The organism is Capnocytophaga sp. oral taxon 864 (assembly GCF_002998835.1).
GTDB lineage: Bacteria > Bacteroidota > Bacteroidia > Flavobacteriales > Flavobacteriaceae > Capnocytophaga > Capnocytophaga ochracea.
Genome location: NZ_CP027232.1, coordinates 276760 through 299308 on the forward strand (window position 1 = coordinate 276760; position 22549 = coordinate 299308).

Below are 22549 nucleotides of genomic sequence, written 5' to 3' on the forward strand. Positions count from 1 at the left end.
TTGCCGAAAATCACTCTTATGAAATACCTCTTACAACTTTTTATATTATTATCAGTGTCTTCACTTTTAGCACAGCAGAATGATTTTGTGCTCCTCAGAAGCCTTTCTAATGACTTTGTATTCGATATGAAATACGCCACCTCCGATAATTTCCTCAAACAAGCAGTATATGATTGTGGTGAGTGTTATCTCCGCAAGAGTACTGCAAAGGCTTTGGTAAAAGCTAATGAAGAGTTTAAATCGTTGGGATACCGCATTAAATTGTTCGACTGCTACCGACCGCTTTCGGTACAGAAAAAGATGTGGAAGATACTTCCAGGTACCCACTACGTAGCAAACCCCGCGAAAGGTTCTAAACACAATCGCGGGGCTGCTGTCGATCTTACCCTTGTAGATGCACAAGACAAGGAATTAGATATGGGTACTCCTTTTGATTTCTTTGGTAAAAAAGCACATCACACTTGCACGACCCTCCCTAAAAAGGTACTTGAGAATCGCAAGTTGTTGAAGGATGTACTCAACAAATATAACTTTAAATCTATTTTCTCAGAGTGGTGGCACTATGAGTACCGTCCCGAAATGCAATCTAAAGTCGAGGACTTCCAATGGCAATGTAAATAAAAAGTCTTTTCTATCGTGCTACGACTCTTCACACACTTTGCCAAAGTTTCTAATTGCTTGCCGTGCTACAACTATTTTAAGTTTTGAGGTACTTCCAAAATCTCTATACTTTTTACTCTCATAGCGTTTTGCACCAAGTGTCTCGTATATTCAGGATAAGGAAGTCCCGCTGCGGGAGCTCCCATATTACATTCACCGTCAGAGCCACCTCCTCCGTTAATCCACAAATAAGCATCGGCGTTTGGACCTGTGGTTTTGGTAGTGCTACGCGGACCTAAAGCTGCATTAAAGTTATTGCAAGAGTTATAAGGAGGGTGTGCATTCTGGTGTTTAGGTCTATTGATACCACTGCGCCCTGTGTCAATCACGTAATGCACATCTTTAAAACCTTTGGAAGCTAAGTATTTTACAAAAGCCTCAGCTCCGGCTTGTTCTTCAGCAGTGCCTCCTAAACCCGAAACATTCAGTGCAAAACCACGCATATATTTTAAACCTCCATCTATAATAGCATTGGCAACAGCTTCAGAGTGTTGTGTAACCAAAGGTCCATTTCCAGCGTGAATATAGCTCGCTACATTAGGGTTGTTCTTATTTAGTTTTTCAGCGGCATAACTAAGCAGTTCAGCACGTTCATTGTATTTAGCTGAGCCTCTTGGGTGACCGCAGTAGTTAATAGCATCTGGTTCAATAATAACCACCGCACGGCGTTGTCCAATAATGGCACTTACGCGGTTTATCCACGCTTTGTAAGAAGCGGCATTAGGATGTCCACCTTTTGAAAACGAGCCACAATCACGATTGGGGATACCGTAAAGCACCACAATAGGCGTTTTGCGGGCGCGTTCAGCTCCTTCAACGAAGTTTTTAAGCCAACGGTCATTTTTCTCACTATTAGGACTCACACCGTCATACCAACCTCCGCAGGGCGTACCATACACTTGGTAATACAGTTTTTTCAACTCGGCATTTTTTTCTTTTTTTACTACGTCTAACCGAGAGGGCTCCAAGTAAAAATCCCAGTCATAAGCTACCGGCTTTTTACCTTGTGGTGGGTTAGGTGGAATAGGAGGAGTAACCGGAGGTGTAATAGGAGGTGTAGTAGGAGTTTGTGTAGTAGGAGTTTGTGTAGTAGAGGTTTGCGTTGTTGGAGTCTGTGTAGAGGGGTCGCTCTCTTCCCCTGATTTTTCACAGGCGGTCATTACCCATAAAAAAGCTACTAAGGATATTAATTTATTCATAATCTTTAATCTTATTTATTTGTATTATTTATTATCTTTGCAATGATAAAAGTTATTTTATAATTGCTTGCCGTGCTACGACTATTTTAAGTTTTGAGGTACTTCCAAAATCTCTATACTTTTTACTCTCATAGCGTTTTGCACCAAGCGTCTCGTATATTCAGGGTAAGGCTGTCCCGCTTTTGGGGCTCCCATATTACATTCACCGTCAGAGCCACCTCCTCCGTTAATCCATAAATAAGCATCGGCGTGTGGACCTGTGGTTTTGGTAGTGCTACGCGGACCTAAAGCTGCATTAAAGTTATTGCAAGAGTTATAAGGAGCATTTGCATTTTGGTGTTTAGGTCTATTGATACCACTGCGCCCTGTGTCAATCACGTAATGCACATCTTTAAAACCTTTAGAAACTAAGTAAGTTACAAATGTTTCAGCTGCTGCTTGTTCTTCAGCAGTGCCTCCTAAGCCCGAAACATTCAATGCAAAACCACGCATATATTTTAAACCAGCATCAATAATGGCAGTAGCCATTGCTTCAGAATTATTGGTCACCAAAGGCCCATTCCCGGCGTGGATATAGCTCGCTACATTCGGGTTGTTGTTCTTCAGTTTCTCAGCAACATAGCGTAATAATTTAGCACGTTCCTCGTACTCAGCCGAGCCCTTTTTATGTCCACAGTAGTTAATAGCATCGGGTTCGATAATTACTACTGCACGGCGTTTTCCAATAATGGCACTTACGCGATCTATCCACGCTCTGTAAGAAGCAGCATTAGGATGTCCACCTTTTGAAAACGAGCCACAATCACGATTGGGGATACCGTAAATCACCACAATAGGCGTTTTGCGAGCGTGTTCAGCACCTTCAACAAAATTCTTTAGGTAGCGGTCGCTATCCTTACTGTTGGGGTTAATTCCATCATACCAATCTCCGCAGGGCGTACCATACACTTGGTAATACAGTTTTTTCAATTCGGCATTTTTTTCATTTTTTACTGCATACAACCGAGAAGGCTTCAAATAAAAATCCCAATCATAAGGTATTTGAGTTTGCGTATTTTGGGGCGTATCTTCCCCTGATTTTTCACAGGCAGTCATTACCCATAAAAAAGCTATTAAGGCTAGTAATTTCTTCATAATCTTTAATCTTATTTATGTGTTAATTTGGCAAAGATAGGAATTTATTTTCATTTACCCAAAATTATTTTCTAATTTATTTTTCCAGTCATTTTCCTCCGTTTGCTCTCCGCTTTTTCACCACCTTGTCTCTACTTTTCCTTTGTTCATTGTCTATCTGCCGTGTGGCTCGCACCGTCATTTATTCGTTTATATGTACGAACTTTGCCAAAGTTTCAAAATTTGCCAAAGTTGAAATCTACTAATAACCCTCTTTTTATTTCTATCTTAGCTTTAACTTACCTTCATTTTTTCTTCTTCATTTGTTCGTTCATTGTTCGTTCATTGTTCGTCTTTTCTTCGTCTTTTGTTCGTTCTTTGTTCGTTCTTTGTTCGTCTTTTGTTCGTCTTTTGTTCGTCTTTTGTTCGTCTTTTGTTCGTCTTTTCATTATCTGCCCGTGCGGCTCGCACCGTCTTTTGTTCGTCTTTTGTTCGTTCATTGTTCGTCTTTCCTATAAGCTCTTTATATCTACATTATTTTATTCTCCCGTCCCCATTTGCTAATTGACTCATTTACTAATTTACTAATTTTATCTGTCTGTCGTCCTACGAGCTCACACTTTACCTTTTACCTTTTACCTTTTATCTTTTATCTTTTACCTTCAACAATTGGCATTGTGGTATTAATAGCACATTTGCTAATTTCAATTAAATACTGTACCTTTGCCAAAGTTTTTTTGATAGCTTGTCGTATAACGACTTTGGGCAATGCTCAAAATAATATGAAAGTTACAGTAATTACTAACGTCTGAAAAAACTAACAACCGATGAAAGGAATTATATTAGCAGGCGGTTCAGGTACACGCCTTTACCCCATTACTAAGGGAGTTTCTAAACAATTGCTCCCTATTTACGATAAACCAATGATTTACTACCCATTATCGGTGCTGATGCTTTCGGGTATTCGCGAGATATTGGTAATTTCTACTCCTCAGGACTTACCAGGTTTTGAGCGCCTCTTAGGTGACGGTTCCGACTTCGGTATTCGCCTTAGCTATGCCAAGCAACCCAGTCCCGATGGCTTGGCTCAAGCGTTTATCATAGGCGAAGAGTTTATAGGCGATGACGATGTGTGCCTGGTATTAGGAGATAATATTTTCTACGGACAGAGTTTCTCGAAAATGCTCGCTCAAGCGGTAGAGAATGTAAAGAAAGAACGCAAAGCTACTGTCTTTGGTTATTACGTAAAAGACCCTGAACGCTATGGAGTAGCTGAGTTTGACACCGCTGGAAATGTGCTTAGCATTGAGGAAAAACCCACACAGCCTAAATCTAACTATGCGGTAGTAGGACTCTATTTTTACCCCAATAAAGTAGTGAAAGTAGCCAAAAGTATCAAACCCTCAGCACGAGGTGAATTGGAGATTACTACGGTGAATCAAGAGTTTCTAAACGACGGCGAATTAAAAGTACAACTTTTAGGGCGCGGTTTTGCGTGGCTTGATACCGGCACCCACGATTCGCTTAGCGAGGCATCAAACTTCGTAGAAACCTTAGAGAAACGTCAAGGACTCAAAATTTCTTGTTTGGAAGAAATAGCCTATCGCAAGGGTTGGATTACCGTTGAAAAGTTGCAAGAGTTAGCAAAACCAATGCTCAAAAACCAATACGGGCAATACCTTTTGCAATTAACGATGAACAATAGATAATTTGCTTTTCCAAATAATCTAACGCTAAAACCTAATCTATGCTGGCGCGAGCTTGTAGCTTGTGCCTCCTAACATCTAATCTCCTAAAAAATGGCAAAACTAAAAACAGCATATTTCTGTCAGAATTGCGGAGCACAATACAGCAAATGGCAAGGACAGTGTTACGTCTGCAAGCAGTGGAATACCATTGTGGAAGAAGTCGTACAGAAAGACACTGCTCCTGCTTGGCAAGAGAAAGAATCACCTATCAAGAGTAAAGCTCCTAAGTATATCTCTATTTCGCAAATCGATACACAACACGAGGCGCGCCTTAACAGCAACAACCACGAATTGAATAACGTCTTGGGTGGGGGAATTGTACCGGGGTCGGTTACTCTTTTAGGAGGAGAACCAGGGATAGGCAAGAGTACGCTACTGTTACAAATAGCTCTTAACTTGCCTTATCGTACCCTCTACGTATCGGGGGAGGAAAGTGAGAAACAGATAAAAATGCGCGCTGACCGCATTCCGCATAAGCTCGATAATTGCTTTATTCTCACTGAAACTAAGACGCAAAATATCTTTCAGCAGATAAAAGAACTCTTACCCGAAATCGTGATTATCGACTCTATTCAAACCCTACAATCCGATTATATAGAGGCATCAGCAGGGAGTATTTCTCAAATTAGAGAATGTACCTCCGAACTGATTAAGTTTGCTAAAACTACTCATACTCCTGTAATACTCATTGGGCATATCACTAAGGACGGACAAATAGCAGGGCCTAAGATATTAGAGCATATGGTCGATACGGTTTTACAGTTTGAAGGCGACCGTAATCACGTGTACCGTATCTTGCGTTCACTGAAAAACCGCTTTGGCTCTACTTCCGAATTGGGTATTTATGAGATGCTTAGCAACGGATTGCGTGAGGTAAATAATCCTTCGGAGATTCTCATTTCCAAAACCGATGAGACGATTAGCGGTACCTCCATAGCTGCCACTTTGGAAGGTATGCGTCCGCTGATGATTGAAATACAAGCACTCGTAAGTACAGCGGTATATGGTACACCACAACGCAGTACTACGGGCTTCAATGCCAAACGCCTCAATATGCTTTTGGCGGTGCTTGAGAAACGCGCAGGATTTCGCTTAGGTGCTAAGGACGTCTTCCTTAATATTACTGGAGGCATTACTATCGACGACCCCGCCACTGACTTAGGAGTGGCGATGGCTATCCTATCTTCTAACGAAGATATAGCGATTGAAAAGGACGTCTGTTTTGCCGGCGAAGTAGGATTAGGCGGTGAAATACGCCCTGTACAACGCGTAGAGCAACGTATTACTGAAGCTGAGAAATTAGGCTTCAACACTATTTTTGTATCAAAATATAACAAAATAGCCCTTAAAAATACTAAAATTAGGATTGTAAAAGTTGCCAAGATAGAAGATGCAATACAAGAACTATTTGGATAATAAAAACGCCTTATGTTGAGAAAACTCTTTAAAGATACCATTATCTACGGCATTGCTACTGTACTCCCTCGTGTGCTTACCCTATTGCTCACAAGGTTGTACGTGAATAAACTCGATACTGCCGATTTTGGTATCTATTCAGGGTTGTTTGTCTATCTTATCTTGGGGAACGTACTGCTATCATACGGTATGGAAACAGCTTTCTTCCGCTTTATGAACAAAGGCGAACGGAAGAAGAAGGTACAATCTACTGCGCTTACTTCTCTTACAGTCAGCTCTTTGTTTTTCCTGCTGATAGCTTACTTATTGCGACACTTTATTGCTTCCTGGCTGAACTACGATGTACAGTATATTGTCTTTGCCATTTATATATTAGTACTCGATGCCTTAGTGGTCATTCCGTTTGCGTGGCTCAGGAACAAAGGCAAAGCCAAACTTTATGCTATTGTTAAAATAGGGAATACAGCAGTGAATTTAGCTCTTAACATTTACTACCTGAACTATTTACCTGCTGAAACCCTTGCTACCAACGGTGGTGTATATTATATCTTTTTAGCCAACGTAATAGCGAGTTTAGCGACTTTCATTGTCTTACTGCCCATCTATTTCAAAATACATTTCCGTTTTGATTATCGACTTTGGAAAGAGATGATGGTTTATGCTTTCCCTGTATTATTGGCAGGTATTGCTTTTGCGGTAAATGAAGGTTTTGACCGAGTGTTCTTGCGTATGCTCCTTCCCGCTGATACTGCCGATGGAACTATAGGTATTTATTCTGCTTGTTACAAAATGGGGGTATTTATGAACCTCTTTGTTACTGCTTATAAACTTGGTATAGAACCTTTCTTTTTCAGCAGTGCACAGGATAAGAATGCGCCTAAAACCTATGCTCGCATCACTGAATATTTCATTGTGTGCGGAGGCTTTATTTTGCTCTTTATTACCGTATTCACCGATGTTTTTAAACTTATTTTGATACCTAACAAAGCTTATTGGGAAGCCCTTTGGATAGTGCCTATTATCTTGTTAGCTAACCTTTGTTTGGGTATTTACCATAGTCTTTCGGTGTGGTACAAAGTAACCGACCGTACCAGCTTTGGAGCTATCGTATCTTTAGTAGGAATGGCTATTACGGTAGTGTTCAACTTTGCGCTTATTCCTTGGCTCAGTTATAAAGGGGCGGCGTTAGCAACACTCATCACCTATGGAGCGATGATGTTTATTTCGTATTACTACGGACAAAAATACTATCCGATACCCTATAAAAAAAGGAAGATAAAAATCTTCCTTGGAATGAGTGTTGTTTTCTCGTTTGTAAATTTCTATGCTTTTGACAATAGTATCTACATAGGTACCTTACTTTTGCTTATTTATGGTTATTTAGCGAGTTTTACTATAAAGCTCAAATCTACTCTTCCTAAACAACCGTAAAAAGGTTCATCTTTTCTTCTTCCTTGTTGCGCATTAACGCACTGTCTTCCGGTGTTTTATCCTTATAACCGCAAAGATGTAACAAGCCGTGTGCCAATACCCGCAAGAGTTCTTTTTGGAACGATACTTTAAAGATGTTAGCATTCTCTTTTACGCGTTCCACCGAAATATAAATATCCGAATGGAGTACCTTTCCCTCAGAATAATCAAAGGTGATGATATCGGTAAGGGTGTCGTGTTGCAAGTATTCTACATTTATTTTGTGCAAATACTCATCATCGCAAAAAATATAGTTGATATTGCCTGCCTCTTTACCTTCGGATTGGGCTACGCATTTCACCCAACGTTTTACTTCGTTTTTCTTAAAAGGAAAGACAAAGGGAGTTTCGTTAAAAAAAGAAGTCATAATAATTATTTTTCTTTAGGCTTATAGGTACTGATACCTAAAAGTGCGTAAATGGGTGAGAAATTAATGAGAATGGTTACCAAAAGCAATATAGAAACGCCTGATAACACGGAAGCAATGGTAATAGAAAACTCGTTAAAATACCCCAATATCGCAGTGATAACGATAATGAGCAAACGGATATTCTTGTCCAAAGTGCTAATATTTCTTTTCATATAGTCACATTTTTTAATTTGTGGCAAATGTACTTCTTTATTTTGAATAAAACAAAGATTTTAAATAATTATACACTTACTTTTGCGCTATCTCAAATTATTTACGCAAACTTCATAGATTTAGTAGGTGATATTTTGGTAATCACATAGGTAGGAATGAGTAGCATCAGCAAGCACAATAGCAAAACGCCTATATTGAGCAATAACACCCACAGAGGAGTGAAAGCAATCGGTACTTCGGTTACGTAATAGGTGGCAGGGTCTAACTTGATAAGGCTGTAACGCTGTTGTAACCAGAGCAATAAGAATCCTAAAACATTCCCCCATAAGAGTCCCAAGCCTATGATATAGGTAGCATTATACAAAAATATCTTGCGGATACTGCGGTCAGAAGCACCTAAGCTCTTTAAAGTACCTATCATTGGTGTTTTCTCTAATATGAGCACGAGAATAGCCGTAATCATATTAAATCCACCAACAACTATCATTATCCCGATGATGAGGTAAATATTGAAATCGAACATACCAAGCCATTCGAAGATAAAAGGAAACTTCTGAATGATAGTTTGCGAATCGAGGAATGAACCTACCTTGCCATACACTTGTTTGCCTACTTCTTCTATACGGTCAAAATCTTTGATAAAAAGCTCGAAATTGCCTATTTGGTCAGGTTGCCATTTATTGATTTTCTGAATATGACGTATATCAGTGAAGACGTACGACGCATCAAATTCTTGAAAGCCACTATTGTAAAGCCCTACGATTTTAAAACTACGTTGGTTAGGGGCTTGGGCAGCTTCGTCTTTTAAAAAGATAGCTTGGCAACGGTCGCCCAGTTTTAGGTGCAATCTGTTGGCTAAATAGGTAGACATTAGCACCTCATCGGTTACTTCTTCACTCGCTACATTAGGGGTACGCCCTTCGGTAATAAAGTCGCGAATAAGCGACCAATTGTAGTCTTTCCCCACACCTTTAGCGAGAATTGATTCATAAGTGGTTTCAGTACGGATGATACCACCTTTCGTAGCTACTGCTTGAATATGGGTAACTTCGGGTACTGCTGAAAAAGTAGGGTAAAAATCTTGTTTTATAGCAATAGGTTTAGTAGTAACTTGTGACGCATTACTGCTATAATCAAAAATCTGAATGTGCCCGTGAAAGACTACCAACTTCTCCCTAATCTTGCGTTGCAAGCCAATACCCGTAGCAATGGCAATGAGCATCATCACCATACCCACAGCAATGGCAGCTATTGCCATTTTGATAATTGGGGAAGAAATTGTACCTTTGTCCCCTTTCGAAAAAATAACTCTTTTTGCTATGAAATATTCAACATTCAAAACAATAATGCCTTTTAGAAGTGCCAAAATTACACTTTTTTTCTTATGTACGCTTATATCGTGCAAAAATAATGGACAGACACAAGGTAATGCTTCTGTGCAAAATACTGAAAAACAGACGAAAGAAGTGGTGGTGGGCGCTAACCGAATGTATCTTTACATTAAGGATTTACGCGCTAAAAATATAGCTATCGTTACCAATCAGACTGGGATTGTGAAAGCCGAAAAAGGGAATTATGTGCATTTGGTGGATACGTTATTGAAGAAGAAAGTATCTATCAGCAAGGTTTTTGCTCCTGAACACGGATTCAGAGGGGAAGCCGATGCGGGTGAAGTAGTGAAAGACGGCAAGGACTCTAAAACGGGCTTGCCTATTGTATCGCTCTATGGTAAAAACAAAAAACCTACTGCTGAGCAACTGAAAGGTGTAGACCTTGTACTTTTTGATTTGCAAGATGTAGGGGTGCGCTTTTACACTTATATTTCTACTTTGCATTATGTGATGGAGGCTTGTGCTGAACAGCATATTCCTGTAATAGTACTCGACCGTCCGAATCCTAATGCGCATTACATTGATGGAGCGGTATTGCAACCTGCTTTTAAGAGTTTTATTGGGATGCACCCTGTACCCGTGGTTTATGGAATGACTATTGGCGAATATGCTCAGATGATAAATGGTGAAAAGTGGTTGCAAGCAGGCGTTACTGCTGACCTTAAAGTGATACCTCTTGCCTATTATACACATCAAACGTCTTATAGCTTACCGGTAAAACCTTCGCCTAACTTACCTAATGATGTATCGGTGAACTTGTACCCAAGTTTGTGTTTTTTTGAGGGGACAAATGTGAGTATGGGGCGCGGTACCGATATGCAGTTTCAGATTTATGGCTCTCCTTATTTTGATAAGACGGCTTTTAGCTTTACGCCACACCCTAATGCAGGCGACAAGAATCCGAAGTTTAATGGTGAGCTATGTTACGGTGAGGACTTGAGAAAAACACCTCGTTTGGATAAACTAAATCTCACTTGGCTTAAAAAAGCTTTTGAGCAAGGCAAAGGAGTGAAAACACCTTTCTTTACTTCATCGTTCAATAAGATTGCTGGTAATGATATATTAAAGAAGCAAATAAGCGAAGGGAAGACCGAAGACGAAATACGCCAATCGTGGCAAAAGGATATAGAGCAGTTTAAGGAGATGAGAAAGAAATATTTACTATATCCGTAATTAATACTATAATGCCAATAATACCAATTGTTGAAGGTAAAGTGTGAGCTCGTAGGACGACAGACAGTCGTAGCACGACGGGCAGATAGAGAAAAGACGAAGAAAATATCCTCTCCCCAGCCCTCTCCAAAGGAGAGGGAGTGTAGTAACGGAAAAGTGAGACAAAAAAAAATGTGAACGAACAAAAAACGGTGTGAACCACAAGAGCAGATAATGAAATAACGAACAAAAGACGAACAGAAGACGAACAAAGAACGAACAAAAGACGGAGGAAAAGTGGGGGTAAGTTAAAACTAAGATATAAATAAGAAGAATGTTATTAGTAGATTTCAACTTTGCCAAAGTTTCAAATTTTGTCAAAGTTTGTATATATAAATGAGCAAAAGACGGTGCGACTCGCACGGGCAAATAAAGGAACAACGAAGGGAAGGTGAACCTAAGGTGAAGAATAATTAGGGTTGTTAAAAAAATAAGAAAGGGTTTAAGTGATTTATAAATCACTTAAACCCTATTTCTAATTAACTAATATTCTTATTTTCTAAAAACGTACCCCTACGCCCAATTGTATTTGTTGGGTAGTTGCTTTTTCTTTAAGGGCGTTACTAATATCACTGTAACCCCATACATAGCGACCGTAAGCAAAAAGAGGACCTAAATTTACTTCGGCTCCTGCTACTAATGAAAAATCAGTATCTTTAAAGAGTTTTTCTCCGTTTTCCCAAGTACTTTGGTCGCGGTTGGCAAGGAAACTAAATTGAGGTCCTGCGTGTAGTGAAATCAATCCGCTAGGGTTGTATTTCAAGAGTACTGGTACACTTACGTAGTTTAGTGTTTTTTTCTTTTCGAACTTGTCGTTCCAAACAGATTGGTAGCTATCGCGGAGCTCTGTATTGGTTTGACTAAAAAGTACTTCACCCTGTAGCCCCCAGCTATCATTGAAATCAAATTCGACGAAACCACCTAATTGATAGCCCAATTTAAAGTTTTTGTCATAGGCTACACCTTCTACTTTACCTAAGTTGGCACCTGCTTTTGCTCCTAAGTGAAACTCTTGAGCATAGGTAGCGGTGGTGAGTAGCATTATCGCAATAAAAGCTGTTAATTTAGTGATTTTGTTTTTCATACGCTTAATTATTGTTTAATGATTCAGTATAGTTATTCCAAATAGTGTGCCAAAAAAAATAATTTACCAAATTGCAAATTTGTAAATTAGCAAATTATATACTACTTTTGTGGCGTGAAAATATAAAGCTAACAGACCAATGATCATACATTATTTAGGCGAAGAGCCTTCCGTATTAAACCGATTTATCGCCCAGTTGCGTGATGTAAATATTCAAGCAGACCGTATGCGATTCCGTAAAAATTTGGAACGAATAGGGGAGGTGTTGTGTTACGAGATGAGTAAGTTTCTACACTATAAAACGGAAACAATTACTACACCTTTGGGCGAAAAGAAGGTACAACTTCCAAAAGACGAGATAGTAATTTGCTCTATTTTGCGTGCTGGATTGGCATTGCATCAAGGCTTGATGAACTACTTTGATAATGCTGATAATGCGTTTATCTCGGCTTATCGCAAACACACTTCCGAGACTGATTTCGATATAATGGTGGAGTATTTGGCTTCGCCGTCCTTAGAAGGTAAAATCTTATTCTTAGCTGACCCAATGCTGGCTACAGGGCGTTCGTTTGCTAATGTATTTAACGCGCTGAAACCTTTAGGAACACCTAAAGAGATACATTTATTTGCTGTTATAGGGGCACAGCAGGGGATAGAATACTTGGAAGATAAGTTTCCTGAGACTACTCATTTATGGATTGCTACCATAGATGCTCACCTTAACGACCACGGCTATATAGTACCAGGTTTAGGTGATGCGGGTGATTTAGCTTTTGGTAATAAAATGGAGTAGAAGCCCTATGCCAGGCATAGATAATAGTGACCATAGTACGATTTCTTTTAGCCACCATACGCGTATTTTCTCTACATAAAGAGCAAAGAGAATGGCAATAGGGGCAAAGGTGTATATCACTTCTTTGGAAAGGAATACTACTATAAGTCCTATCCAGAGGAATTGTATTACTACTAATGAGCTGATACTGTGATAAACACTTCTGAAATAGTATACTGCTAATGCCACTAAAAGAAGGAGAGCTAAGCTACATACTGCTATTGTTGTAGCAATGGAATGAGAGGAAAAGTTTAGAAGATTATTTATATCTGAAGTGATGAGATTTGTAAAATCATCAATAGGAAAAGGCTCTTGAAGTATTAATAAAATAGCCCCTAATAAGATGCTAACAGTAATGATTGCTAAAAGAGGTATAAACCAATAACGGCGTTTTTCAGCTCCGTAAAAGAGCAGAGAAATCCATACATTTAACAGAAAAATTAAAGCCCAAGGGTGCAACAAGCCTGCACAAATGATTAGTAGAGAAGTGTCGAATAGTTTTTGTGGAATGCCTTCACCTGTTTTAAGAGTAAGTACACGCCACAAGGCTACAATGATAAGTAAGTTAGCACCTACTAATTTCACTTTATCAAAAAGGGTAGGGAAGAGCACTACAAAAATACTAAAAAAAGCTATAGAGTAGCAGTTTTTGGTGTCAGTAAGTTCATTCCACCGGTCTATTTGGTGAAGTAATAATAAAGAAAGAAAGAGTAATACAAAAGTACTCATTAAAACAGTGAGATGAGACACGTCACTGAGAGGTAGTTGTAGTATTTTAAATTGAAATAGCCCATCACCTATCAATAGTGCTAATAGCACAATGATAAATGTGATGGGCTTTGTATTTTCAAAACGTACTGATAGCATTAGTTACTAATAGTTAAAATATTACCAGCTACTGAAACATTATAATTTAGTAAAGGATAAGGTTTGGCAATTTGTCCAATAGCAATAGGGGAGCCTGTTCTCAAATCATAAACAGTTCCATCGCAAGAACATTTGGCAAAAGTATAGTCGTGACCAGTTTCTTCATAGCTATTGTCATCTTTTATAGCCCTTATGCCAAACAGGCGACTATGACACTCTTGTAAATTATGATTAGGACAAGCAGCCTCCCAAGCACGATATCCTCCATTACTATAACAAGTCACAAAAAATCCTTTAATACCTCTGTGAGGTATAAAAACCGTATTCATAGGTGTTTTTAAGCTGTTATAGAGAGGTAAACTTATATCGATAGTATAGGTGAAATGTACTTCTCCTAAGTTAGGGTTGCGCGTTTGCCGTTCTTTCTCGCAAGAAAACAATCCAATCAAAAGTATTACATATATCAGTCTATACATCTTGTTACCTATTATTTAGCTTAAAATTGATACCCTACTCCCATTGAGAGCGTTCTATTTTTAAAGTCGTAAGAATTAGCAATACCCGTACTTATGAGGCTTGCCTCATCGCCCTCAAAGATATTAGTGAGTCCTTGTACCCAGCGTATTTCGAAAAACCAACCTGCATCAGTAGTGTAACCTATCCCTGCGGTCATAGCTACATCTATAATGTCTATGGCATCTGATTTTACACGAGTTACGGGTTCTGTACCATTGAAGTAAAAATTAGGCTGGTCAATGCGATATTCTATCTGAGGGCCTACGTGCAAATTAATACCCTTCCCTACATTGAATCGTGCCATTACAGGAGCCGAAATATAATCAAGAGCCAAAGTAGCATTCCCATATCTATCAGATTTTATTTGTGCACCACGACGATTGTAGATACCTTCTATCTGTAAAGAGAACAATTTAGATAGGGGAAACTCTAAAGTAACCCCAGCATAATAACCGTGATATGGTTTAAAACTTGCCTCACTACTTACATCTCCTTTTAAGGTAGCATAATTGTACCCTGCTTTCACTCCTATGTATTGTGCTTTTACATTGTAAAAAGCAAACAAACATATGGCTAATAATACTATTTTTCTCATTGTTTATTATTTTTAGATGTTAGTCGTTTGTTGTTAATACTATAATTTTTTGGTAGAGATAATCTTCACGGGGCAGGCTTTTTGTGCTTTCTCACAATCCTCAAAAATACTATCGTCATAACTTTTTAGGGTGAAGAAGCCTTTCTTTTCAGTGGAACGTAATAATACGCTCTTACCATCTTTTTTCGACATCTGGAACTGCTCAGGAGCCATCTCTACGCAGTAGTTACAGCCTATGCATTTTTCACGCTGTAAGGTTACTATTACCATATTAAACTAAATCTGCTAATTGATATTTGTTTTTACTATTTTATACAGTTTATCTGATAACCTTATTCTGAAATTGGTTTTGATAGTACAAGAATCACCTTTCTTAGCTCTTTCAGCAGGACTATCGTTTACCATCATTGAGGTGAGCTCTATTTCTTGAACGCCTGTTGAAGGTCCAGTGATGAGCAACTTGTCGCCTATCTTTATATCAAAGGCTTCAATAACAAACTCTGCTATACCAGTTTTAGGAAAATAGTGTTTGCCTTGCCCAATGTATACTTTCTTTTGGGTAGCATTAGAGCCTGGGTTCTCACTCCATTCACCGAGCTTTTGCCCTAAATAATATCCACTCCAGAAACCGCGATTGTACACCGTTTTGAGGGCTTCTATCCAGCCTTCAAATTTTTCTTTACTGTATGTGCTTGCATAATAAGCATCTATTGCTTCTCGGTAGGTGCGAATAACGGTAGCCACATACTCAGGAGCGCGCCCACGTCCTTCAATCTTTAACACCTTTGCCCCTGTGTCGATTACTTGGTCTAGGAAGTCAATCGTGCAGAGGTCTTTAGGCGACATCATATACTCGTTGTCTAATTCTATTTCAAAACCGCTTTCTTGGTCGATTACAGTGTATTTCTTGCGGCAGTTTTGCTTGCAAGCTCCGCGATTGGCTGATGAATTGTGCGAGTGCAAACTCAGGTAGCACTTGCCCGATACCGCCATACAAAGCGCCCCGTGTCCAAATATTTCTATTTCTACCAAATTGCCCGAAGGTCCTTTGATTTGCTCTTTTTCTATCTGCTCACATATCTTCTTGATTTGTCGCAAGCTCAGTTCACGGCTCATTACCATTGTATCAGCAAACATCGCATAGAAGCGCACGGTTTCAATATTAGTGATATTGATTTGGGTAGAGATATGCACCTCCATTCCTATTTGTCGAGCATAAGCTATGACTGCCTGATCCATAGCTATCACAGCTGTAAGACCTGCTTTTTTAGCAGCGTCTAATAGTGTTTTGATGATAGATAAGTCGTGGTCATAAATAATAGTATTAAGGGTGAGATAAGTGCGAATACCCTTAGGAGCACAACGACGCGCTATTTCATCAAGGTCGTCAATCGTAAAGTTGATACTTGCCCTTGCGCGCATATTCAGCTGGTCTACCCCAAAGTACACTGAGTCGGCACCATTGTCTATTGCCGCTTGTAGGGACTCAAAATTACCAGCTGGTGCCATTAGTTCAATTTTTCCTGAATGAGTCATTATATAGTGAGTGAGGGGGCAAAGATACGAAAATAAAGTAGAATTTGAAAATTGTAATGTATAAAATTAAGTAAATAGCGAAAATATGCTTAATATGCTAACTTGTCAGTGAAGTAAAATATTAATGTTCTTCTAGCTTTTCCATTAGTTCAAACCAGCGTTCGGTCTTTTCCTCTATGGCAGTAAGTGTCTCTTGCAAGGCTACTGATTGTTCTTGTATTTCATTACTACTAAGACTTCCTTCGGCAAAAGTAGCTTCTATAGCAGTTTTTTTCTCTTCTAACTGCGCTATTTCTTTTTCCAATCGGTTGTATTCCTTCTGCTCGTTGAACGATAAACCTTTCATTCCGTCCTTGCGCCAAGTGTTTTTGGTGGCTTCTTTCTTTGGAGTATCGTCTGTCGGAGGAACGCTCTCTTCGTACACGCGGTAATCGGTGTAGTTACCAGGGAAATCCTCTACTTCGCCATTGCCTTTGAAGACAAAAAGGTGGTCTACTATTTTATCCATAAAATAGCGGTCGTGCGATACTACCACCAAGCACCCTGGATAGTCTAATAAAAAGTCTTCTAAGACGTTCAGAGTAACAATATCGAGGTCGTTCGTAGGCTCATCTAAAATCAAAAAATTGGGGTTTTGAATGAGTACAGTACATAGGTATAAGCGTTTGAGTTCCCCTCCGCTGAGTTTCTCTACATAGTCGTATTGCTTTTTACGGTCGAAGAGAAAGCGCTCCAATAGCTGTCCTGCTGAGAGAGTGCGCCCTTTAAGTAGGGGAATGTAATCACCATACTTTTGTATCACTTCTATTACCTTTTGTCCTTGTTGTACCTCAATGCCATCTTGGGTATAGTACCCGAACTTAATAGTGTCTCCCACTACTATTTTACCACTATCAGGTGTGATAGACGAGGTGAGCAAGTTGAGAAAGGTGGATTTGCCTGTGCCGTTCTTACCTATAATTCCCACTCGTTCGCCCCGCAAGAAATTATAATTGAACTTATTGAGCACGCGCAAGTCTCCGAAGCTCTTGCTCACATTGTGAAACTCCACCGTCTTGCTTCCCAATCGCTCCATATTGATTTCGAGCTGTACCGAGTGCTCCTTCCGACGCTTGTGGGCTGCCTCCTTTATCTTATAAAAATCGTCTATACGCGATTTCGATTTGGTAGTCCGTGCCTTAGGTTGCCTACGCATCCAGTCGAGTTCCTTTACATAAAGGTTTTTAGCCTTCTCTACCGATGCCTGCTCTTGTGCCAATCGCTGTTCTTTTTTCTCTAAGAAATAAGAGTAGTTCCCTTTGTAGCTGAATAGTTCGCCATTGTCCAATTCCAGGATTTCATTGCACACGCGTTCCAAGAAATAACGATCGTGTGTAACGATGAAGAGTGTGAGGTTTTCTTTGGTAAAGTACTGTTCTAACCATTCAATCATTTCTAAGTCTAGGTGGTTCGTAGGTTCGTCCAATATCAGCAAGTCAGGTTTGCTAATAAGTACATTGGCTAAGGCGAGACGCTTTTTCTGTCCTCCTGAAAGGTTTTTTACTTTCTGTTGAAGGTTGTCTAATTTTAGGCGGAAGAGTATTTGTTTGTATTGTGTTTCAAAATCCCAGGCATTATGGCGTTCCATCTGTTCAAAAGCCTTTTGATAAGCCATTTCGTTTTCAGGGTGCTGTAAAGCGTGTTCGTACTCCTGAATCAATCGTAAAATAGGATTGTCGGTTGCAAAAATAGTCTCTTCTACCGTTAGTTCTTCGTTAAAAGAGGGATTTTGTGAGAGAAAACCTATATGTATGCCCTTACGGAATACTACTTGTCCGCTATCGGGTTGGTCTTTGCCTGCAATAATATTGAGTAAAGTAGTCTTCCCTGTACCATTTTTAGCGATAAAGGCTATTTTTTGGTCTTTATTGATGCCAAAAGAGATGTTTTCAAGGATTATGCGTTCGCCAAAGGCTTTTGATATATTTTCTACGGATAGTAAGTTCATTTAATTTAGATAATAAATTAAAATTAATTTGTGATGTTTCTATCTGCTTGGCTATACGCCCAAGGGGCTCCGTTGTTCTCTATATTAGTCATCATCACATTGAGTTCGGTAGGGGCTGCCGATTCTTCCATTACCAAATACTGCCTCATATCCATAATAATAGATAACGGACTGATACTCACAGGGCATACCTCCACACAAGCATTGCAAGTGGTACAAGCCCATAGTTCTTCAGGAGTAATGTAGTCGCCTAAAAGTTGTTTACCATCGGGTTCAAAAGTACCGTGTTTGTCGATATTGCGCCCTACCTCTTCTAAGCGGTCACGTGTTTTCATCATAATCGCGCGAGGAGAAAGCTTTTTACCAGTGAGATTCGCCGGACATTCATCGGTACAACGCCCGCACTCGGTACAAGTATAGGCGTTCATCAGCTGTAACCAAGTGAGGTCGGTCACGTCCGAAGCTCCAAACTTATCAGGAGGGGCTGTGTCTTGTGGTGTTGCAAAAGGATCGGCATTGGGGTCTAACATTAGTTTCACCTCTTGTGTTACCGCTGGATTTACCTTAGAAGCTCCTAACGGACGAATAGGTGCGTAGTACGTATTAGGGAAAGCTAACAGTATGTGTAGGTGTTTGGAGTAATACAAGTAGTTTAAAAAGCATAAAACCCCGGTAATGTGTAACCACCAACAACTGCGTTCTACAACGATAAGAGTGCTTACCGAAGCGTTTCCTAACAAGGGGCGTAACCATTCGCTCACAGGAAAAGAACCTGCTTGCACGTAGTGGGGTACGTGTAATGCTTGTAGCTGAGCATCGGCAGCGTTCATCAGTAGGAAAAGACTCATCATTACCATTTCGGCATAAAGGATATTGCTTGCATCTTTTTTTGCCCACCCTCTGATTTCTGCCTTGCGAAAGCGTGGTAATTTTAGTACGTTTCTCCTTATCCAAAATACGGTTACTGCTACAATCACTAAGAGAGCCAACACCTCAAAAGAAGCTATCAAGAAGTTGTAAAACGCCCCTAAGAAGGCAAATATGCGGTGGGTTCCTATGATACCGTCAGTAATAATCTCTAAAAGTTCGATGTTGATAATCAAGAAACCTGCATATACAATAATATGCAACACACCTACTATGGGGCGTACCAACATTTTTCGTTGCCCTAAAGCGAGCCACAACATATTTTTGAGTCGCTCTTTGCGGTTGCCAGAAGTGTCTTCCGGCTTGCCTAAACGGATATTCCTAATGAGTTTCCGTAGATTATAAATAAAAAAGCCTCCTCCTATACAGAGAAGTATTATAAATACTATGTTAGGAAAGAAGCTCATCAATACAGTTTATTCTCCTTTTTCTTCGTCTTGAGGCTCGTATGTTTTAGCTTTTTTACCAAAAACGGAGAAATGAAGATAACGCTTAGGATTTAAACGAAGGTCTTGCAAGAGCAATTCGAGCTGTTTAGCCGATTTGTCTAAATCTTTATAGAGCGTTTCGTCTTTTAGTAATTTTCCAATAGTACCCTTGCCTCCTTCTACTTCAGCCAAAAGAGTATTGAGGTTGTTAAGAGTTGTTTGTGCATTGGCAATTACTTTATTAAGTTCAGCTTCCGAAAGCTGTCCTGATACTTTTGATAGATCAGTAGTGATTTTATTAGCATTGCTTAAAGTAGCATTCAAATTGGCTTGATTAGCTACCAACATCTTATTGAGGTTTACTGATGCCTGATTTAGGTTGTGCATTGTCGCGCTCAGTTCGGCAATGGCAATTTTTAAATTGTTAGTAGTTTTAGCATCTAAAACACTGTTCACCCCTGTAAGAGTGGTATCGGCTTGTCCTAAAAGGCGATTGAGTTTGTCTTGTGTAGGTTTGATTGACGAAGAGATAGAGGCGAGCATATCTTCTTGTACGCGTGCTTCTAATACATCTCCCGATACGGCTATAGGAGCATTATCGAAGGCGGGAATAATTTGCAGTCCTGCACCTCCAAGCAAACTGTTGTAAAGCTCAGCTACACTATTCTTAGAGAACTTAAAATCGTCTGAACACTCCATCGTGATTTTTATCTTGGCACTTTTCTCTTCTAAGTCCACTGCTTCCACACTCCCTACTTTCACCCCATTTACAGTGATTTGTGTACCTGTTTTTAATCCTCCTGAATGAGGAAAATAAGCGTAATAAGTATTCGTTTTATTAAATAATGATTTAGACTTCAAGAAGTTAAAGCCTATATAAAAAGCGGCAATACCCGCCACAACTATAATAGCTGTTTTTATTTCTCTGGATAGTTTCATCAGTTTCTATTTGAATAAGTTTACTTTTCTATTTGTTTAGCTCTTTCTACTGTAATGCGTTTCTTTTGGTAAAAAGCTACGATATAAGCATCTTTATACCCTTTTTTTTTGCTTTGTTCAGTAGCTCAAGGGCTTCTCTGTGCTTCGAAGTATCACCATAGTAATACACATATACACGCCCGTCTTTTTCAACCGATATAGGCGAGAGTCCTTTGAAGTTAAAAGCCTTTGTTTCTAAATTTTTAAGGCTTGATGATATCTGTACTTTATAGCTCAAATCGCTGTTGTTGATAGTGCTATTACTTGTACTTTGTCTCGGGGTATTACTTTTTTCTCTTACTTGTGAAATACTGTCGTCAGGGGTAGTATAAGAACTTTTGTCTTCTATCCATTTCTTGTAAGCGAGTATCGCCTCAGCAATGTTCTCTGCAAACTCTTCTTGCCCCTTAGCCGAGGTGAGGAATTTGCGTTCCTCGTTGTTAGTAAGGAATGCTGTTTCTATAAGGATACTCGGCATATAGGTTTGGTGCAAGACGATAAATCCTGCTTGGCGTACGCCTCTGTTAGTGCGTTTCATCACTCCTGTGAGTTGGTTTTGCACTAACTTAGCTAGCTGAATGCTCTGCTCCAAGAACTCTTCTTGCATAATAGATAGCCCTATTACCGATTCAGGTGAGTTGATATTGTACTTGGCGTATTTCTTTTTGTAATCATCTTCCAAGTAGATTACCGAGTTTTCGGCTTTGGCAACCTCAAAGTTCTGCTGGTTGGCGTGTAGCCCTAATACATATGTTTCCGCACCGTCTACTTGTGTTTCGTGAGCGTTGCAGTGTACTGAAACGAATACATCGGCTTTGTTCCTGTTGGCAATAGCTCCACGCTCATAAAGGTCAATTAGCACATCGGTTTTGCGAGTGTAAATCACCTTTATATCAGGGTAAGCCTCTAACTTTTTGCCTACTAATAATACTATTTTCAGCACCACATCTTTCTCAAAGATGTTTTTCTGTACTACTTTACCGGGGTCTTTACCTCCGTGACCCGCATCTAAAACTACTTTAAACACAGGGTTCTTCTGTCCATAAAACAGACTAAAAGTACTACTGCATAGTGAAAAAAGAAGAATGTATATAAATTTCATTAATATATGTTCTGCTTAAAATTGGTGCAAAGGTAATTATTTTACTCGAATATACAAAAAGCGTGACGTTAAAGTTTCATTTTTAAAGGAATAAAGGAGGTTATCTGCAATAAATAACCTCCTTCTTCTATCAATATATCAAGCAAATTTTATTTTGATTTACCTTGATTTGCCACGCTGTTGATAGCGGCTGCAATAGCTTCTTGGTCGCCTAAATAATAATGTTTGATAGGTTTTAAATTAGCATCGAGTTCATATACCAAAGGTACTCCCGTTGGGATATTGAGCTTTAAGATTTCTTCTTTTGAAAGCCCGTCGAGATATTGTACCAAAGAACGCAAGCTGTTACCGTGTGCTGCTATAATCACACTCTTGCCTGCTTTAATGTCTGGCGCAATCTCGTTAAACCATATAGGCAACATACGGTCATAACAATCTTTCAAACTTTCGCCTGCTGTTTTTTCTTCTTTGGTAAGTGAAGCGTAACGACGGTCGTGTGAGGGGTGACGTTCGTCTGATTCTTCAATAAGTGGAGGACGAACATCGTAAGAGCGTCTCCACAAAAGTACTTGGTCTTCACCGTATTTAGCAGCAGTTTCAGCTTTGTTCAAACCTTGTAGCGCCCCGTAACTCTTTTCATTGAGTCTCCAGCTTTTGTGTGTAGGCACCCAAAGGTCGCCCATCGCCTCCAAAGCATTGTTCAAGGTTTTGATAGCTCTTTTGAGCACTGAAGTATAGGCAACATCAAATTTGAAGCCTTCTTCTTTCATTACGCGTCCTGCTTCACGTGCTTCTTGTACGCCTTGCTCTGTTAAATCTACATCTTGCCACCCTGTGAATAAGTTGAGCTTGTTCCATTCACTTTGCCCGTGGCGTAAAAGTACTACTTTATACATATATATTTA

The 22549-nt window shown here is 39.6% G+C and carries 22 protein-coding genes and 1 pseudogene; 6 read left to right on the forward strand and 17 right to left on the reverse strand.

All coding sequences use genetic code 11. From position 1 onward, the window contains the following. The first annotated feature begins 18 nt into the window (after positions 1–18). Complete coding sequence (locus tag C3V44_RS01295) at positions 19–621, forward strand: M15 family metallopeptidase (protein ID WP_106095253.1); 603 nt, start codon at positions 19–21, stop codon at positions 619–621. Positions 622–692: 71 nt separating this feature from the next. Here the strand turns inward: C3V44_RS01295 and C3V44_RS01300 are convergent, their stop codons facing one another. The 3 genes from C3V44_RS01300 to C3V44_RS12005 all read right to left on the reverse strand — a co-directional run bounded on the left by C3V44_RS01300 (position 693) and on the right by C3V44_RS12005 (position 3472). Next, positions 693–1859 carry a glycoside hydrolase family 6 protein gene (locus C3V44_RS01300; protein WP_106095254.1) on the reverse strand — a complete coding sequence of 389 codons (1167 nt, stop codon included), beginning with the start codon at positions 1857–1859 and terminating at the stop codon, positions 693–695. An 81-nt stretch (positions 1860–1940) separates the two neighbouring features. After that, positions 1941–2993: a glycoside hydrolase family 6 protein gene (locus C3V44_RS01305; RefSeq protein ID WP_016479407.1), complete on the reverse strand. Its 1053-nt coding sequence runs from the start codon at positions 2991–2993 to the stop codon at positions 1941–1943. Positions 2994–3277: 284 nt separating this feature from the next. Continuing rightward, positions 3278–3472 carry a hypothetical protein gene (locus tag C3V44_RS12005; RefSeq protein ID WP_164996596.1) on the reverse strand — a complete coding sequence of 65 codons (195 nt, stop codon included), beginning with the start codon at positions 3470–3472 and terminating at the stop codon, positions 3278–3280. A 327-nt stretch (positions 3473–3799) separates the two neighbouring features. Here C3V44_RS12005 and rfbA point away from each other — a divergent pair, with 327 nt between their 5' ends. The 3 genes from rfbA (at position 3800) to C3V44_RS01325 (ending at position 7567) form a co-directional block, all read left to right on the forward strand. Next, positions 3800–4681, forward strand: coding sequence for a glucose-1-phosphate thymidylyltransferase RfbA (gene rfbA / locus C3V44_RS01315; protein WP_009411860.1), 882 nt, complete (start codon positions 3800–3802; stop codon positions 4679–4681). Positions 4682–4771: 90 nt separating this feature from the next. Continuing rightward, positions 4772–6136: a DNA repair protein RadA gene (gene radA / locus C3V44_RS01320; RefSeq protein ID WP_009417316.1), complete on the forward strand. Its 1365-nt coding sequence runs from the start codon at positions 4772–4774 to the stop codon at positions 6134–6136. A gap of 12 nt (positions 6137–6148) precedes the next feature. Next, complete coding sequence (locus C3V44_RS01325) at positions 6149–7567, forward strand: lipopolysaccharide biosynthesis protein (RefSeq protein ID WP_106095256.1); 1419 nt, start codon at positions 6149–6151, stop codon at positions 7565–7567. Here the strand turns inward: C3V44_RS01325 and ybeY are convergent. The 3 genes from ybeY to C3V44_RS01340 all read right to left on the reverse strand — a co-directional run bounded on the left by ybeY (position 7554) and on the right by C3V44_RS01340 (position 9447). After that, positions 7554–7973: an rRNA maturation RNase YbeY gene (gene ybeY, locus C3V44_RS01330; protein WP_106095257.1), complete on the reverse strand. Its 420-nt coding sequence runs from the start codon at positions 7971–7973 to the stop codon at positions 7554–7556. The genes C3V44_RS01325 and ybeY overlap by 14 nt on opposite strands. Before the next feature lie 5 nt (positions 7974–7978). Then, positions 7979–8188: a DUF2892 domain-containing protein gene (locus tag C3V44_RS01335; RefSeq protein WP_002672528.1), complete on the reverse strand. Its 210-nt coding sequence runs from the start codon at positions 8186–8188 to the stop codon at positions 7979–7981. A gap of 101 nt (positions 8189–8289) precedes the next feature. Further along, the gene (locus C3V44_RS01340; RefSeq protein ID WP_106095258.1) at positions 8290–9447 is read right to left on the reverse strand and encodes an FtsX-like permease family protein; all 1158 of its coding nucleotides are present in this window, start codon (positions 9445–9447) and stop codon (positions 8290–8292) included. Between C3V44_RS01340 and C3V44_RS01345 the strand changes: the two genes are divergently transcribed. Next, complete coding sequence (locus C3V44_RS01345; protein WP_106096604.1) at positions 9431–10753, forward strand: exo-beta-N-acetylmuramidase NamZ domain-containing protein; 1323 nt, start codon at positions 9431–9433, stop codon at positions 10751–10753. The genes C3V44_RS01340 and C3V44_RS01345 overlap by 17 nt on opposite strands. A 538-nt stretch (positions 10754–11291) precedes the next feature. On the opposite strand, the gene C3V44_RS01355 is transcribed toward C3V44_RS01345, so the two are convergent. Then, positions 11292–11876, reverse strand: a complete 585-nt coding sequence (locus C3V44_RS01355) for a porin family protein (protein ID WP_009419504.1) — start codon at positions 11874–11876, stop codon at positions 11292–11294. Between the two features lie 139 nt (positions 11877–12015). On the opposite strand from C3V44_RS01355, the gene upp reads away from it, so the two are divergent. Beyond that, positions 12016–12669, forward strand: coding sequence for a uracil phosphoribosyltransferase (upp, locus tag C3V44_RS01360; RefSeq protein ID WP_106095259.1), 654 nt, complete (start codon positions 12016–12018; stop codon positions 12667–12669). Here upp and C3V44_RS01365 read toward each other — a convergent pair. The 10 genes and pseudogenes from C3V44_RS01365 to gpmA all read right to left on the reverse strand — a co-directional run bounded on the left by C3V44_RS01365 (position 12643) and on the right by gpmA (position 22540). Continuing rightward, positions 12643–13575, reverse strand: coding sequence for a hypothetical protein (locus C3V44_RS01365; protein ID WP_009417347.1), 933 nt, complete (start codon positions 13573–13575; stop codon positions 12643–12645). The two genes, upp and C3V44_RS01365, sit on opposite strands and share 27 nt — an antisense overlap. Further along, the gene (locus C3V44_RS01370; protein ID WP_106095260.1) at positions 13575–14051 is read right to left on the reverse strand and encodes a hypothetical protein; all 477 of its coding nucleotides are present in this window, start codon (positions 14049–14051) and stop codon (positions 13575–13577) included. Before C3V44_RS01370 ends, C3V44_RS01365 begins: the two co-directional genes overlap by 1 nt. Positions 14052–14071: 20 nt before the next feature. Continuing rightward, complete coding sequence (locus C3V44_RS01375; protein WP_048748066.1) at positions 14072–14686, reverse strand: porin family protein; 615 nt, start codon at positions 14684–14686, stop codon at positions 14072–14074. A gap of 39 nt (positions 14687–14725) precedes the next feature. Further along, a complete protein-coding gene (locus C3V44_RS01380; RefSeq protein ID WP_002672503.1) occupies positions 14726–14956 on the reverse strand; it encodes a ferredoxin in 231 nt (76 codons plus the stop codon). Positions 14957–14971: 15 nt separating this feature from the next. Further along, entirely contained in the window at positions 14972–16222 is a 1251-nt protein-coding gene (locus C3V44_RS01385; protein WP_106095261.1) for a peptidase U32 family protein, read from the reverse strand. A gap of 121 nt (positions 16223–16343) precedes the next feature. Next, positions 16344–18209: an ABC-F family ATP-binding cassette domain-containing protein gene (locus C3V44_RS01390; RefSeq protein WP_016479418.1), complete on the reverse strand. Its 1866-nt coding sequence runs from the start codon at positions 18207–18209 to the stop codon at positions 16344–16346. 23 nt (positions 18210–18232) lie between these two features. Continuing rightward, positions 18233–19543 (reverse strand): (Fe-S)-binding protein, encoded by a 1311-nt coding sequence (locus C3V44_RS01395; protein ID WP_016479419.1) that lies wholly within the window; start codon positions 19541–19543, stop codon positions 18233–18235. 9 nt (positions 19544–19552) lie between these two features. Beyond that, complete coding sequence (locus tag C3V44_RS01400; protein ID WP_009411846.1) at positions 19553–20503, reverse strand: MlaD family protein; 951 nt, start codon at positions 20501–20503, stop codon at positions 19553–19555. Positions 20504–20523: 20 nt separating this feature from the next. After that, positions 20524–21644: pseudogene (locus C3V44_RS01405) on the reverse strand (N-acetylmuramoyl-L-alanine amidase). A 149-nt stretch (positions 21645–21793) separates the two neighbouring features. Beyond that, the gene (gene gpmA, locus C3V44_RS01410) at positions 21794–22540 is read right to left on the reverse strand and encodes a 2,3-diphosphoglycerate-dependent phosphoglycerate mutase (protein ID WP_002672496.1); all 747 of its coding nucleotides are present in this window, start codon (positions 22538–22540) and stop codon (positions 21794–21796) included. Positions 22541–22549: the final 9 nt, after the last annotated feature.

What these genes read in the sequence shown, in the direction of transcription:
- C3V44_RS01375 (WP_048748066.1), bottom strand. Translation starts at nt 14,686, where the DNA reads ATGAGAAAAATAGTATTATTAGCCATATGTTTGTTTGCTTTTTACAAT.
- C3V44_RS01385 (WP_106095261.1), bottom strand. Translation starts at nt 16,222, where the DNA reads ATGACTCATTCAGGAAAAATTGAACTAATGGCACCAGCTGGTAATTTT.
- C3V44_RS01390 (WP_016479418.1), bottom strand. Translation starts at nt 18,209, where the DNA reads ATGAACTTACTATCCGTAGAAAATATATCAAAAGCCTTTGGCGAACGC.
- C3V44_RS01355 (WP_009419504.1), bottom strand. Translation starts at nt 11,876, where the DNA reads ATGAAAAACAAAATCACTAAATTAACAGCTTTTATTGCGATAATGCTA.
- ybeY (WP_106095257.1), bottom strand. Translation starts at nt 7,973, where the DNA reads ATGACTTCTTTTTTTAACGAAACTCCCTTTGTCTTTCCTTTTAAGAAA.
- C3V44_RS01325 (WP_106095256.1), top strand. Translation starts at nt 6,149, where the DNA reads ATGTTGAGAAAACTCTTTAAAGATACCATTATCTACGGCATTGCTACT.
- C3V44_RS01340 (WP_106095258.1), bottom strand. Translation starts at nt 9,447, where the DNA reads ATGGCAATAGCTGCCATTGCTGTGGGTATGGTGATGATGCTCATTGCC.
- C3V44_RS01380 (WP_002672503.1), bottom strand. Translation starts at nt 14,956, where the DNA reads ATGGTAATAGTAACCTTACAGCGTGAAAAATGCATAGGCTGTAACTAC.
- gpmA (WP_002672496.1), bottom strand. Translation starts at nt 22,540, where the DNA reads ATGTATAAAGTAGTACTTTTACGCCACGGGCAAAGTGAATGGAACAAG.
- C3V44_RS01365 (WP_009417347.1), bottom strand. Translation starts at nt 13,575, where the DNA reads ATGCTATCAGTACGTTTTGAAAATACAAAGCCCATCACATTTATCATT.
- C3V44_RS01335 (WP_002672528.1), bottom strand. Translation starts at nt 8,188, where the DNA reads ATGAAAAGAAATATTAGCACTTTGGACAAGAATATCCGTTTGCTCATT.
- radA (WP_009417316.1), top strand. Translation starts at nt 4,772, where the DNA reads ATGGCAAAACTAAAAACAGCATATTTCTGTCAGAATTGCGGAGCACAA.
- C3V44_RS01400 (WP_009411846.1), bottom strand. Translation starts at nt 20,503, where the DNA reads ATGAAACTATCCAGAGAAATAAAAACAGCTATTATAGTTGTGGCGGGT.
- C3V44_RS12005 (WP_164996596.1), bottom strand. Translation starts at nt 3,472, where the DNA reads ATGAACGAACAAAAGACGAACAAAAGACGGTGCGAGCCGCACGGGCAG.
- rfbA (WP_009411860.1), top strand. Translation starts at nt 3,800, where the DNA reads ATGAAAGGAATTATATTAGCAGGCGGTTCAGGTACACGCCTTTACCCC.
- C3V44_RS01370 (WP_106095260.1), bottom strand. Translation starts at nt 14,051, where the DNA reads ATGTATAGACTGATATATGTAATACTTTTGATTGGATTGTTTTCTTGC.
- C3V44_RS01295 (WP_106095253.1), top strand. Translation starts at nt 19, where the DNA reads ATGAAATACCTCTTACAACTTTTTATATTATTATCAGTGTCTTCACTT.
- C3V44_RS01345 (WP_106096604.1), top strand. Translation starts at nt 9,431, where the DNA reads ATGGCAGCTATTGCCATTTTGATAATTGGGGAAGAAATTGTACCTTTG.
- C3V44_RS01305 (WP_016479407.1), bottom strand. Translation starts at nt 2,993, where the DNA reads ATGAAGAAATTACTAGCCTTAATAGCTTTTTTATGGGTAATGACTGCC.
- C3V44_RS01300 (WP_106095254.1), bottom strand. Translation starts at nt 1,859, where the DNA reads ATGAATAAATTAATATCCTTAGTAGCTTTTTTATGGGTAATGACCGCC.
- C3V44_RS01395 (WP_016479419.1), bottom strand. Translation starts at nt 19,543, where the DNA reads ATGAGCTTCTTTCCTAACATAGTATTTATAATACTTCTCTGTATAGGA.
- upp (WP_106095259.1), top strand. Translation starts at nt 12,016, where the DNA reads ATGATCATACATTATTTAGGCGAAGAGCCTTCCGTATTAAACCGATTT.